Source organism: Priestia sp. FSL W8-0001 (assembly GCF_038050335.1).
Lineage (GTDB): Bacteria > Bacillota > Bacilli > Bacillales > Bacillaceae_H > Priestia > Priestia flexa.
In genome coordinates this window covers 2,179,973-2,192,596 of the sequence record NZ_JBBPAL010000001.1, presented here as the reverse complement: position 1 = coordinate 2,192,596, position 12,624 = coordinate 2,179,973, and the positions used below count along the sequence as shown (strand labels likewise).

General features: G+C 39.3%; 13 protein-coding genes. 11 read left to right on the top strand and 2 right to left on the bottom strand.

Going from position 1 to position 12,624, the window contains the following annotated elements; genetic code table 11:
• The first annotated feature begins 4 nt into the window (after nt 1–4).
• From bioD to MKZ18_RS11675, 3 genes are all read left to right on the top strand, one after another.
• Complete coding sequence (gene bioD, locus MKZ18_RS11685; protein WP_025909768.1) at nt 5–688, top strand: dethiobiotin synthase; 684 nt, start codon at nt 5–7, stop codon at nt 686–688.
• The gene (gene bioA, locus MKZ18_RS11680; RefSeq protein WP_235859215.1) at nt 688–2,046 is read left to right on the top strand and encodes an adenosylmethionine--8-amino-7-oxononanoate transaminase; all 1,359 of its coding nucleotides are present in this window, start codon (nt 688–690) and stop codon (nt 2,044–2,046) included. Before bioD ends, bioA begins: the two co-directional genes overlap by 1 nt.
• 167 nt (nt 2,047–2,213) lie before the next feature.
• Nucleotides 2,214–3,791 (top strand): IS1182 family transposase, encoded by a 1,578-nt coding sequence (locus MKZ18_RS11675; RefSeq protein ID WP_138116520.1) that lies wholly within the window; start codon nt 2,214–2,216, stop codon nt 3,789–3,791.
• Nucleotides 3,792–3,889: 98 nt separating this feature from the next.
• On the opposite strand, the gene MKZ18_RS11670 is transcribed toward MKZ18_RS11675, so the two are convergent.
• On the bottom strand, nt 3,890–4,879 hold the full coding sequence (locus tag MKZ18_RS11670) for a sodium:calcium antiporter (RefSeq protein WP_061785474.1): 990 nt from the start codon (nt 4,877–4,879) through the stop codon (nt 3,890–3,892).
• A 269-nt stretch (nt 4,880–5,148) separates the two neighbouring features.
• On the opposite strand from MKZ18_RS11670, the gene MKZ18_RS11665 reads away from it, so the two are divergent.
• The 8 genes from MKZ18_RS11665 to MKZ18_RS11630 all read left to right on the top strand — a co-directional run bounded on the left by MKZ18_RS11665 (nt 5,149) and on the right by MKZ18_RS11630 (nt 11,944).
• Nucleotides 5,149–5,523 carry a hypothetical protein gene (locus MKZ18_RS11665; protein ID WP_025911781.1) on the top strand — a complete coding sequence of 125 codons (375 nt, stop codon included), beginning with the start codon at nt 5,149–5,151 and terminating at the stop codon, nt 5,521–5,523.
• 83 nt (nt 5,524–5,606) lie between these two features.
• The gene (locus MKZ18_RS11660) at nt 5,607–7,010 is read left to right on the top strand and encodes an MBL fold metallo-hydrolase (RefSeq protein ID WP_025911782.1); all 1,404 of its coding nucleotides are present in this window, start codon (nt 5,607–5,609) and stop codon (nt 7,008–7,010) included.
• A gap of 69 nt (nt 7,011–7,079) precedes the next feature.
• The gene (locus tag MKZ18_RS11655) at nt 7,080–8,153 is read left to right on the top strand and encodes an ABC transporter substrate-binding protein (RefSeq protein WP_311302471.1); all 1,074 of its coding nucleotides are present in this window, start codon (nt 7,080–7,082) and stop codon (nt 8,151–8,153) included.
• Nucleotides 8,154–8,178: 25 nt separating this feature from the next.
• Nucleotides 8,179–9,123, top strand: a complete 945-nt coding sequence (nikB, locus tag MKZ18_RS11650; protein WP_061785477.1) for a nickel ABC transporter permease — start codon at nt 8,179–8,181, stop codon at nt 9,121–9,123.
• Nucleotides 9,123–9,965: a nickel transporter permease gene (gene nikC, locus MKZ18_RS11645; RefSeq protein ID WP_078989644.1), complete on the top strand. Its 843-nt coding sequence runs from the start codon at nt 9,123–9,125 to the stop codon at nt 9,963–9,965. Before nikB ends, nikC begins: the two co-directional genes overlap by 1 nt.
• A 2-nt stretch (nt 9,966–9,967) precedes the next feature.
• Complete coding sequence (locus MKZ18_RS11640; RefSeq protein WP_025911787.1) at nt 9,968–10,762, top strand: ABC transporter ATP-binding protein; 795 nt, start codon at nt 9,968–9,970, stop codon at nt 10,760–10,762.
• A gap of 1 nt (nt 10,763) precedes the next feature.
• Nucleotides 10,764–11,522, top strand: a complete 759-nt coding sequence (locus MKZ18_RS11635; RefSeq protein WP_061785479.1) for an ABC transporter ATP-binding protein — start codon at nt 10,764–10,766, stop codon at nt 11,520–11,522.
• Between the two features lie 89 nt (nt 11,523–11,611).
• Nucleotides 11,612–11,944 carry a cupin domain-containing protein gene (locus tag MKZ18_RS11630; protein WP_251385760.1) on the top strand — a complete coding sequence of 111 codons (333 nt, stop codon included), beginning with the start codon at nt 11,612–11,614 and terminating at the stop codon, nt 11,942–11,944.
• 32 nt (nt 11,945–11,976) lie between these two features.
• Here the strand turns inward: MKZ18_RS11630 and MKZ18_RS11625 are convergent, their stop codons facing one another.
• On the bottom strand, nt 11,977–12,531 hold the full coding sequence (locus tag MKZ18_RS11625) for a helix-turn-helix domain-containing protein (protein WP_144593898.1): 555 nt from the start codon (nt 12,529–12,531) through the stop codon (nt 11,977–11,979).
• Between the last annotated feature and the right edge of the window lie 93 nt (nt 12,532–12,624).

Below are 12,624 nucleotides of genomic sequence, written 5' to 3'. Positions count from 1 at the left end.
AAAGATGGGAAAAGGCTTATTTATTACTGGGACAGGAACAGATGTAGGAAAAACATACGTGACGGGTTTACTTGTGAAAAAGCTTCGAGAACACGGCTATGACTGTGGTTATTATAAACCTGCGCTTAGCGGAGCGGAAGTAGAATGTGAACAATTAATTCCAGGAGATGCTAAGCATGTGCTTGAAACCGCAGGAATTCGTGAGAAGCCAGAAAATACGGTGTCTTATATTTATAAACACGCCGTATCACCGCATTTGGCAGCCAACCTTGAAGGAAATCCTGTCGATCTCAACATTATTAAGAAAGACTACCAAAAGGCTAAGGAGAAGTATGATTATGTAGTGGTTGAAGGAAGCGGAGGAATTCTTTGTCCGATTCGTTGGGATGATCAGCAGCATATTTTACTAGAAGATATTGTAAAAGAGCTGAACTTATCTACGATTGTTATTGCGGATGCGGGGCTTGGAACCATCAATGCGACGGTGTTGACAATTGAATATTTAAGAGCACGCAATATTCAGGTGAAAGGAATTATTTTTAACCGTTCACGCGAAGGCGACGTTATGGAAGAAGACAATCAAAAAATGGTCGAAGTGCTAACTGGAGTTTCAGTAATTGGTTTGGTGAAGGAAAATGATACAGAGCTTGCAATGGAAGCAGAAAAAGTAGCGGAGCTGTTTGCATAATGAAAAGCATTGAAAACATGAACTTAGTAGAAAAAGACTTAAAATATATTTGGCACCCGTGCTCACAAATGAAAGACTATGAAGAGCTTAAGCCCATTGTCATCGAAAGAGGAGACGGCGTGTATTTATATGATAAAGAAGGGAACTCTTATTTAGACATTGTGAGTTCATGGTGGTGTAACCTTCTTGGCCACTGTAACCCCGTCATTAACGATAAAATCAAAGATCAACTCGATCAACTCGAGCACGTGATTTTTGCCAACTTTACGCATGAGCCTGCAATTAAACTATGCGAAGCGTTAATGGAAATTATTCCTAAAGAGCTAAGCAAATTTAATTTTTCCGATAACGGTTCAGCAGCTGTAGAATGCGCGTTAAAAATGGCGTTTCAGTACCAATATCAAACCGGTCATAAAGAAAAAACGAGGTTTATGTGCTTTACAGATGGCTATCATGGTGAAACGATTGGCGCTTTATCGGTGGGAAGCCTAGATTTGTATGCGCAAATCTATAATCCAATGCTGATGGATACAATTCGAATTGATGCGCCGGATTGCTATCGATGTCCTTACGGGAAAACAAGAGATTCCTGTCAGGTGGAGTGCTTCGTACAGGCAGAGAAAGCATTTGAAAAGCATGGTCATGAAACGTGTGCGATGATTGTCGAGCCTATTTTACAAGGAGCAGCGGGAATGAGAATGTATCCATCTCGCTACCTTCAAAAGCTAAGAGCCTTATGCGATGAGTATGGTGTACTGTTAATTGCCGATGAAATTGCAACTGGCTTTGGAAGAACAGGTAAGATGTTTGCATGCGATCACGCGGAGATTACACCGGATATTATGTGTGTTTCAAAAGGACTCACTGGAGGCTATATGCCGATGGCAATTACGATTACGAATAATCAAATTTATGAAGCATTTTACGCAGAATATAAAGAAGGAAAAGCCTTTATGCACAGCCATACGTATAGTGGTAACCCATTAGCGTGCTCTGCAGCTTTAGCGGTAGTGAATATTTTGAAGCACGACCACGTTTTAGAAAAAGCAACCGTGCGAGCAGCTTATTTAAATAGAAGAATAAACGAAGCGTTACTGCATCATCCTCATGTTGGTGAAATTCGCAACATAGGATTAATAAACGCTGTTGAGCTTGTCAAAAATAAAGATACGAAAGAACCATTTAGCTCAGAGAATCGAGTTGGTTATCAGATTTACAAAGCAGCGTTGAAGAAGGGGCTCATCCTCCGTCCACTAGGAGACGTTCTATACTTTAACCCCCCTTTAACTATTGATGAAGAGGAGCTAGACGAAGCTATTGACAGCTGCGTAAGCGCTATTAACAAAGTAATAGGATGAAAAATGCAAAAGAGGCTGGGACAAAACCCTCCTCTGAACCGAAAAAGCCGGTGAAATTTTACGACGAGTAAAATTTCACCGGCTTTGTTTATTTTTACATTAAAATAAGGACCACTTCTGATAAAATAAAGTTACCATACAAAATCTTATCGGAAAGAAGGGTCCTTATGTTTAAAGATTATAACATGAATCAAGTGGTTTTGCCTTTAGATTTAGAAATAAAATTACAAGAAAATGATATTGCCTTCGCCGTTCACCATCTCGTTGAACATATTCCAGATGAAGCCTTTGCCGGCTTCTTACAGAAAACGGGGTGTCCTGCTTACCATCCACGCATGATGATGAAAATCATTTTATGTGCCTACACACAGTCAGTTTTTTCAGGAAGAAAAATTGAAGCGCTTCTCAAAGATAGTATACGTATGATGTGGCTAGCTCAAGGTTACGAACCGAGCTATCGGACAATCAATCGATTTCGTGTTCACCCAGAAGTTCAAGTGCTTCTTCGTGAGTGCTTTGTCCAGTTTCGATGTCAGCTTATTCAAGAGAACGAGATTGATAATGAAGCAATCTTCATTGATGGAACGAAGATTGAAGCAAATGCCAATAAGTTCACATTTGTCTGGCGCAAATCAATCGAAAAGTATAGTGCGAGCCTCTTGGAGAAATCAACCCAGCTGTATGACGAACTAGTAGAAAGAGAAATTATTCCACAGATCGAACGAGAAAGTTCGGACGAACTTTCTGTTGAAGAATTATCTCTAATCACTAAAAAATTAGAAGAAAAGGTTGAAGAGTTGACAAAAGAAATTGAAGCAAGTGAAGATGCCGATGAACGAAAACAACTGCGATCAAGCAGAAAAGAACCGAAGAAAGCGTATAAGCAATTTCAAGACTTTGTGAAACGTAAGTTAAAGTATGAAAAAGACATGGAGATTTTTAACGAACGGAATAGTTATTCAAAAACAGATCATGATGCCACGTTTATGCGTATGAAGGATGACTACATGAAGAATGGCCAACTGAAGGCGGGGTATAATGTGCAAATTGCGACAGAAGGTCAATATACACTTGCTTACGATGTCTTTTCAAATCCAACGGACACACGAACACTTTGTCCGTTTCTTGACGCAATTGAACATCACTACTTCGAACTCCCAGACTATATTGTCGCAGATGCGGGATATGGAAGTGAAGAGAATTACCTCGATGTGCAGAACAGAAAGCGTACGCCTCTTATCACATATAGTATGTATCGAAAAGAGAAGAAAAAACGCGTTAAGAATGACCCATTTCAGACAGCGAATTGGGATTATCATGAAGAAGATGATTCCTTTACTTGTCCCAACGGGAATAAGTTGACGTTTCGTTACAAATCGCATCGCACAGACCGTTACGGATTTACAAGGTTATTCAATGTGTACGAATGTGAAGACTGTTCAGGTTGTCCTTTTCGTTCACAATGTACGAAGGCGAAGGAAGGAAAGAACCGAAGAATCCATTATAACGAAAAGTGGGAACAACAAAAGAAAAGCATTCAACAGCTGCTTTCAGAAGAAAAAACGGGTAAAATCTACGGAAAACGTAAGATTGACGTAGAACCAGTTTTTGGATATCTGAAGGCTAATTTGCGTTTCACTCGAATGTCCGTAAGAGGCAAAGAGAACGTGAAAAACGAATTAGGGTTTGCGTTCATGGCGGTGAATGTACGAAAGTACATCGCCTCCAGCGTAAAATGTGCATAGACCAATCAAACAGATCAACAAAAAAGGGTTCTCATCATCAAAATGCGATGATGAGAACCCTTTTTCATTATTTTTGGCTAGTTATGTCCCAGCCTCTTTTATGCAGCTGAATTTAAGTAGATGATATAGCTTGCTATAAAGTAACAAGCAATAATTAAAATTGATGGTACAACATAAAACCATGAAGATGTGATGTTCTTTCGTGACATTGAAAATAGGCTAATGGAGATGAGTATCATTGACGCAACAATTGTATATAAGTGACTGCCGCTGGCTGCGCTTAACAGTGCCCCTTTGCGATAAAAGACGTCTGTTCCTGCTAAAATCAATAAGTTGAATAAGTTACTTCCGACAATCCCACCAATCGCTAACTTATAATTTTTTAAACGAATGGCGATAACAACAGAGACTGCTTCAGGAAGTGACGTGCTGGCTGCGACTAAAAACGAACCAACAAAGGAAGCGCCTAAACCTGTAATAACAGCGATACGATCACCTGAGATGGTTAAAATACTTCCAAATACCATAATAAACACTGCTGCTATGGAAAAACCAACAACGGCTCTTTTTAAAGTTGGTCCTCTATCTTGAAGGTTCTCTTCTTGTTTTTCCTCTTCTTCAACATGCTCTGCTGCATAGGTAGAAATGATTTTTACGCCTATAAAATAGACAATGATTAAAATAACAGTATCAATTCCAATCCCAAAGATATGGTAAGGGATGTTAAAGAATAAAGAAGCTGCAACTAAAAAAGAGAGAAAAATGGTTAACAAAGAAGTATATCGATTTTCTTTGCTAGCATAGATCATAATTTTGTGCTTTCGAAAAAATAAATCTAACGTAGCTAAAATCATTACGTTAAATAAGTTGCTTCCAAGAACATTTCCTACAGCTAAATCGGGATTTGAAATAATGATGGACGTGACGCTTGTTGTAATCTCAGGTAATGATGTGGCGCCTCCTAATAAAAGAGCAATCAATATGCCGCTTAAAGCAGATTTCCGCTCAATAGTATCTGCATAAATAGATAGCCGAATGGCTAGGAATATCGTAATAGCAGCTGAAATACCAAAAGCTAAAAATACCAATAAAAGCAATCCTTTCTATATTAAATTTTAAGAGTCGTTAACATCATATCAGATATGGTAAAAACAAGCATGCAATAGCTCTCTTTAGTGTGTGCTAAAAGGTAAAATTGAATAAGCGAAGTTAGCAAAAAATACAGTTTAGCTTAAGATAGGTAGGGAAACGTAAACAATAGAAAATGATCTGTATTTCTAACACTTGACTAAATACCTATAGGGGTATATAGTGTAACTATAAATTAATTGAATCTCTTTAAAGAGGCGGTGAGTTAATGAGCTACTTTATAGGAAGTTTTCTCGTTATAATGCTAGGTGCTTTAGCATATAAACGCAATTATCCCGTTAAGGGTGTGCAATGTGTTAATGACCCTAATGAGCTAAAAGATGACCGGTTACTTGTTGATATTCGTCATTACAACGAAAGAAGCGAAAGTGAATATAGGAACGTTATAAACATTCCCTATGCGTATTTAAAACGCTTTTATTCTGAAATACCGAATCAACAAATTCACATCATCGCAGAAGATAAAATAGAGCTACATTTAGGAATTCGCTTTTTACGTCAGAAAGGATATATTGTGTCAAGCTATCAGTTAGCGACTTGTCCGTGCAAAACAGAAAAAGAACTAGTTGGTTGTGGAGTGTGAGTTTAATTTGTATCCTTATATACCTACCAGGGTAAAATAGAGATGGATTAAGGATATCAATATGAAGAAAAAGGAGAATGAATATGTTACTTAAATACTTTTATGATGAAAAATTAGCACAAGCTTCTTATCTGGTAGGGTGTCAAGCTGCAAAAGAAGCTGTTGTTGTAGATCCTGCTCGAAATATTGAACCATACATTCAAGAAGCAGAAAAAAATGGAATGAAAATCATTGGTGCTTTAGAAACCCATATTCACGCTGACTTTGTGTCTGGAGGTCGCGAGTTAGCTGAAAGAGTAGGGGCTACGTTATATGTATCAGACGAGGGAGATGCAGATTGGAAGTATCAAAACATTGATCACTTACCTCATAAATTGCTAAAAGGTGGGGACCAGTTTAAGATTGGGAATCTAACATTCGGTGTAGTGCATACGCCTGGTCACACGCCGGAAAGCATTTCGTTTACGTTAACGGACGGCGGTGCTAAAGCAGATGAACCAATGGGGATTTTTACAGGAGACTTTGTATTTGTTGGAGATGTTGGTCGCCCAGACTTATTAGAAAAAGCAGCGGGTGCACAGGGAACAGCACAGTCAGGCGGATATCAATTGTTTGAATCGCTTCAAAAGTTCAAAGAGCTGCCTGATTTTATGCAGGTTTGGCCGGGACACGGAGCAGGAAGCGCATGCGGAAAAGCCCTTGGTGCCGTGCCTTCTTCAACTGTAGGGTATGAGAAACGCTTTAACTGGGCGCTTCAGCATACGGAAAAAGAAGCGTTTGTAAATGCTTTGTTAGATGGACAGCCAGAGCCACCGAAATATTTTGCAGTGATGAAAAAGGTGAATAAAGTAGGACCAAACAGCTTATCAAAGCTTCCAAAGGTTAACAAGCTAGCAGACGTAATCGAAGTAGAAAAGCAAATTCAAGCAGGATATCAGGTAATTGATACAAGAAGCGCAGCGGAATTTGCTGAAAATCATATAGAGGGAACGATTAATATTCCGTTTAACAACTCATTTGCAAATTGGACCGGCTGGATTGTGAATTATGATCGTCCATTATATGTTCTAACAGCGGATGAACAGATTGGTGAAATTGAAAAAGTGTTACATTCTGTTGGGATTGATCAGCTGGTTGGCTACTACGATGCAAACAAAGCAGTAGTAGAAGCTTCTACGACACAGTCTTATGAAAGTATTACGCCACACCAAGCAAAAAACATGCTTGATCAAAACAAAGCACAGGTACTAGATGTTCGAAGCTTAGAAGAGTGGAAAGCAGGTCACATTGAAGGTGCCACTCACATTATGCTTGGAACCTTGTTAGATCGAATTGATGAGGTGCCAGCTCACCGTCCGCTAATTGTTCAGTGTGGTTCAGGAGTTCGTTCTGCGATTGCGATCAGCCTCCTTCAATCGAAAGGAATAACGGAGGTTTACAATTTAACAGGTGGTTATGGTCAGTGGAAACAGGAGATTCAAGAATAAGATAAAAAAACCGCTATGCGTTAAGGAGATTGATACGCATAGCGGTTTTTTATTATGTAATAAAATTTAATGTTTCAAACTATTCACTTTTTGTATAACTTCTCTACAAATTCATTAGATCCACACGTTGATTCTAGCTATGTGCCACTGCGAGCAGGAATTACGGAAACACTTATTCGACTTGATGAAGAAAATCTAAGCATTGAGCCATGGCTAGCAGAGAGCTGGGACGGAGAAGATGGTCAAAACTGGACAATTAAGCTTCGTGAAGATGTAAAGTTTCAAAATGGAAAGCAGATGGATGCTGAATCTGTAAAAAAATCGTTAGAACGAGCGTTGAAAGAAAATGTGGCTATTCAAAATGCACTGAAAATTGATACAATTAGTGCTGATGGTTTTACGCATACTATTAAAACAACAGAGCCGTTTCCAGAGTTTATATCAGAGCTTGTGAATCCAAACGCCGCTATTATTGACGTATCTGAAGAAGACTTTGTGAATAAACCGGTTGGTACAGGTCCGTTTAAGCTTGCGTCGTTTACACCAGGAAGCAAACTAGAGCTTGAGCGCTTTGATGATTATTGGGATGGCGCTTCAAAGCTTGATTCTGTGACGTTTGCGTTTAACGAAGATGCAAATGCGCGTACCTTAGCATTGAAGTCTGGACAAACAGACATTGTGTATCGTCCAGAGGTAGAAAGTTTAGATTCACTTAAAGAAGATTCAAAAATGAAGGTTGAATCAACGGCAACGTTCCGCGTGTATCAACTTACAATGAATATGCAAAGAGAAGAAATGAAAGATATCAATGTAAGAAAAGCGCTTGATGCATTAATTGATCGCCAGAAGATTGTCGATAAAATTCTATTAGGTCATGCTGAGACAGCAAGAGGTCCGTTCTTACCTTCGTTAGCTTTTGCACCAACGTATGATAAGCGTGAAACAGGTTCAGATGAAGCAGTTAAACATCTAGAAAAAGCAGGATATACGTTAAAAGATGGCAAGATGCAAAAAGACGGAAAGCAGCTGATTATGTCGATGAAAATGTTATTAACTCGTTTGTGTTACATCCATCAACAATCGTTGCTTACAACAAAGATAAAGTGGAAAACTGGTTTACGACTAAGAGCGAATACTACATGACTATAAATAAGCTGGATGTGAAAGAATGATTAAAATCCTTTTCCAAAAGTTTTCGGAAGTTCTATTTTTTATATTGTTTATAACCTTTGTCAGTTTTATCTTTATTCGGTTAGCACCGGGAGATCCCGTGCTAACCATTTTGAACGTTGATGAGCTCTCAGTCAGCCAAGAGCAAATAGAAGCACTTCGTGAAGAAATGGGATTTAATGAGCCTGTTCTTGTGCAGTACGGACTATGGTTAGAGAAATTTGTTCAGATGGATTTTGGGCAGTCGTTCGTAACGGGACAAGACGTTATGAGTACAATTATGGCTGCTCTGCCTGCTACATTAGAGCTAGCAATCGGCGCAATTGTAGTAATGCTTATTGTTGCAATTCCGCTGGGCTCGCTATCTGCACTTTACAGAGACAGTTGGATAGATAAAATAAGCCGAACGCTTTCAATTATTGGAGCTGCTGTTCCAAGCTTTTGGTTGGGACTTATTTTCATTGATTTATTTGGCGTTCGCTTAAATTGGTTCCCTACGATGGGGAGAGACGGAATACTGTCGCTTGTTCTACCTTCTATTACGTTGGGTTTAGCAATTTCAAGCGTATATGTTCGCTTGCTTCGTTCAAGTTTACTAGACTCTTATACCCAAGAGTTTATTCGTGCAGCACGAGCGCGTGGGTTATCAGAAGGGAGAGTCTTTTTAATGCATGCTTTTCGCCACAGTATTCCACCGGTGATCACGGTGTTTGGCATGAGCTTAGGTAGTTTGATAGGCGGGGTCGTTGTTATAGAGGTGCTGTTTGCATACCCTGGAATCGGCAAGCTCATTGTCGATGCGATTCGTCAGCGTGACTATCCACTTATTCAAGGCTACATACTCGTAATGGGGGGCATTGTATTTATTGTGAATACATGTGTAGACCTATCATATCGTTATTTAAACCCTGAAATGAAATACAAAGAAAAGGAGAGTAAGTGATGAAAGAGTCCTCAGTGTATCTGCCGGCTATGAAAAAACAGCGTAAAATCATTATACCGCTCGCCTTTCTCTTTCTTATTGTTGTTGCAGCATCTATCTATACCTTTTTCTACTTAAAATATGATCCAACTCTTACGAACTTAGAGAAACGACTTGAAGGCATGAGCATGGCACATCCTTTGGGGACCGATCATTTAGGGCGAGATATCTTAACGCGCTTGTTGCTCGGTGCACAGCAAACCATTGGCTTTAGTGCACTTGCCTTAGGCGTAGCTTTGCTCGTAGGGATTCCAATTGGTCTGATTTCAGGCTACAAACGCGGTGTAGTAGACCGATTGTTTATGAGAATTGCAGACAGCTTTTTAGCGTTTCCTGATACGGTGGTAGCTATTGTACTAAGCGGGCTATTAGGCCCTGGAATTGGCAATCTTGTATTTGCAATTGTGATGGTCAAGTGGGTAAACTACGCGCGACTTGTTCGAAGCACCGTGTTATCTGAGTCACAAAAAGAATACGTATTAGTCGCTCGTACAAACGGACTGTCTGCTTTACAAATTATGAAAAAGCACTTAGCACCACATATCATTGGTTATGTTCTTGTCATGGCAAGCTTAGACTTGGGGAAAATTATTCTTTTAATTTCGTCTCTATCTTATATTGGATTAGGTGCACAGCCTCCTGTACCAGAGTGGGGAGCTATGCTGAATGACTCACGTCCGTATTTTCAATCTAATCCTGAGCTGATGATTTATCCTGGCTTAGCAATTGTAGGGGTAGTACTAGTCACCAACATTATCGGTGACTATTTACGCGATCAATTTGATGTAAAAAAGGAAGTGTAAAAATGATTTTGTCGATTGAAAAGCTCTCGGTAAGAAGTAAAGAAAAAAACATTCTTGATAACGTATCACTACAGCTTGAAAAAGGTGAGTGGTATGCGCTTGTAGGTCAAAGTGGCAGCGGGAAAAGTGTTTTATCGCAAACGATTGGTCAAATGCTGTCACCTAACTTAACAGCTGAAGGCAAAATTAATTTCAACGGAGAAAATACGCTTTCATTGAGGCGCAGCGACCTAAAAAGAATCCGAGGCCAAAAAATTGCGTATATTTTTCAGGATTACCAAGGGTCATTTACACCATTTCGAACGATTGGCCAGCATTTTCAAGAGTATCAAAAAGTGCATGGCGTAAATGATAGAATAGTTAGAAAAGATAATGCAATTCAAGCTTTAGAATCTGTAGGGTTAGATGAAAAATTCTACAAACGCTATCCCTTTCAGCTGAGCGGTGGGCAGCTTCAGCGCACCTCGATTGCATTATCCCTTTTATTATCACCTGAGCTCGTTATTGCCGATGAAATTACAACAGCGCTTGATAGTATATCAGCTCATCGGATTTTACAAGTATTAAAAGAAAAACAACAAGAAACAGGCTGTACAATTTTATTTATTACGCATGACTGGCGACACGTTAGAAAATATGCGGACCGCTTAGCTGTTATGAAGGAAGGCAAAATTGTAGAATGTGGTGATAAAACAAAAGTACTCACGAACCCTCAGCATGAATACACAAAGCAGCTAATCGCAGCGGCACCGGTATTAAAAGCAAGCGAGTTAGCGGTTAAAGAAGGAGTATTATAAGATGAGTTTATTGTCGGTTCAAAACCTTACTAAAACGTATGGTGGTCAACAGGTCTTAAAGAACGTTTCGTTCGATTTGAAAAAAGGAGAGTGCTTGGGGCTTGTAGGTGAGAGTGGGTGTGGGAAAAGTACGCTTTCACGCTGTTTGATGCGTTTAGAACAAGTGAATAGCGGTAAAATTCTATTCAGAAATCAAGAAATTCAAAGCCTGAGTAGTCGTAAGCTAATGCCAATTCGCAAAGGCTTTCAAATTGTGTTTCAAAACCCAACGGCTGCATTAAATCCTAAACTTAAAATAAAAGATTCCCTTTTAGACCCTTATTTACAGTACAGAAAGCAGTTAAGTCTGCGCTATTTTTCATTTTCATCAAAAGAACAGTTTGTGTCAGAACTGCTCAATATGGTTGGGTTGCCTGCAAGTATTGCTGAAAGATACCCTCACGAACTAAGCGGAGGACAAAAGCAGCGCGTGACGCTTGCTCGCGCAATTAGCATTGAACCTGAACTTGTTATACTAGATGAACCAACGGCAAGCCTCGATGTTATTTCACAGCGAAGCATTTTGCATTTGCTGGAAGATCTTCGCGACCAACTAGATTTATCCTACTTGTTTATTTCACACGACCTTACAGCAGTTAAAGAGCTGAGTCAACGCATTATGGTAATGAAACAAGGTGAGGTTGTGGATATGTTTCGGACTGAAGAGTTATTTCACGCTCAAAGAAATCCCTATACAAAAGAACTCGTATCCATTTTTTAAGCAGTGTATCATTTGAAAAGATACACTGCTTTTTATATAGATAATAATATTATTATGTTAACTAGAGTGTATGAAGAGGTGAAGATTACTTGAAGATTATTTCATTTCAACAGCAGCAGGCGGTTCCAGTTACACGATATAACTCTGAGCTATCAAGCTATTTGAAGATAGCGAATCTAAAAGAAGCTTCTATAGGAATTATGTATATTGAACCGGGAGGAATTACAGGTCATCATGAGGCGCCAAGTAAACAACTGTTCTTGGTAATTGAGGGTGAAGGTTGGGTAACAAGTGATGATGAAGTCCAGGTACAAGTCAAAAAAGGACAAGCAGCATTGTGGGAAAAAGACGAGTGGCACACGTCAGGAAGTGATGTGGGAATGATAGTAATTATTATTCAAGGTTCATCTCTTATAGTTTAAATAAAAGGAGCTCTAATCTATTAAGGCTCCTTTTATTGCGGTTCTGGGTAGTACATCAACAAGAAAAAGCTCGCTTCTTTTTCCATTCGATTTATATAGCTATGAGGTGACGAGCCTGGAAACTGAAGCGCATCTCCAGATGTTAGCTCATGTTCTTCACCGTCTACTATAACAGACAAATCACCGTCTTTTACCAGCAAGTATTCTTCTCCAAGGTGAGATTTTGCTCCGTGCGTACACCCAGGGGCAAGCGTAACGATATATACTTCAAACTTTTTTTCAGGATGGTAAGGAAAAAATGGAAAGACAACGTAGCTGCCTTCATTGTCTGTAATAGGTTTAAGATCGTTTAGCTGAATTTTTTTCACCTGTGCTTTTTGCTCTTGGATAAACGATGAAAAGGATACTTGAAGGCCATTGGCAATCTTCCATAGCGTCGTAACAGTTGGGCTGGATTTTCCATTTTCAATTTGCGCGAGCATTGCTTTACTGACACCCGTTAGCTCAGAAACTTGCGTGAGAGATAAGTTTCTTTTTTTTCGAATGCTAATTAAGTTAGCCGCAATTGTTTGCTGGATATGGTCCATAATAGATCTCCTTTAACATTTTTATATAAACAGTATAACATACAGTTGTTTGTTATAACAGTTGGTTGTATAATATAATGAACAGAGGAGGGG

Excerpts from the sequence above, each read along its gene's own strand:
- bioD (WP_025909768.1), top strand. The coding sequence starts at position 5 with ATGGGAAAAGGCTTATTTATTACTGGGACAGGAACAGATGTAGGAAAA.
- bioA (WP_235859215.1), top strand. The coding sequence starts at position 688 with ATGAAAAGCATTGAAAACATGAACTTAGTAGAAAAAGACTTAAAATAT.
- MKZ18_RS11675 (WP_138116520.1), top strand. The coding sequence starts at position 2,214 with ATGTTTAAAGATTATAACATGAATCAAGTGGTTTTGCCTTTAGATTTA.
- MKZ18_RS11665 (WP_025911781.1), top strand. The coding sequence starts at position 5,149 with ATGAGCTACTTTATAGGAAGTTTTCTCGTTATAATGCTAGGTGCTTTA.
- MKZ18_RS11660 (WP_025911782.1), top strand. The coding sequence starts at position 5,607 with ATGTTACTTAAATACTTTTATGATGAAAAATTAGCACAAGCTTCTTAT.
- MKZ18_RS11655 (WP_311302471.1), top strand. The coding sequence starts at position 7,080 with ATGTTTCAAACTATTCACTTTTTGTATAACTTCTCTACAAATTCATTA.
- nikB (WP_061785477.1), top strand. The coding sequence starts at position 8,179 with ATGATTAAAATCCTTTTCCAAAAGTTTTCGGAAGTTCTATTTTTTATA.
- nikC (WP_078989644.1), top strand. The coding sequence starts at position 9,123 with ATGAAAGAGTCCTCAGTGTATCTGCCGGCTATGAAAAAACAGCGTAAA.
- MKZ18_RS11640 (WP_025911787.1), top strand. The coding sequence starts at position 9,968 with ATGATTTTGTCGATTGAAAAGCTCTCGGTAAGAAGTAAAGAAAAAAAC.
- MKZ18_RS11635 (WP_061785479.1), top strand. The coding sequence starts at position 10,764 with ATGAGTTTATTGTCGGTTCAAAACCTTACTAAAACGTATGGTGGTCAA.
- MKZ18_RS11625 (WP_144593898.1), bottom strand. The coding sequence starts at position 12,531 with ATGGACCATATCCAGCAAACAATTGCGGCTAACTTAATTAGCATTCGA.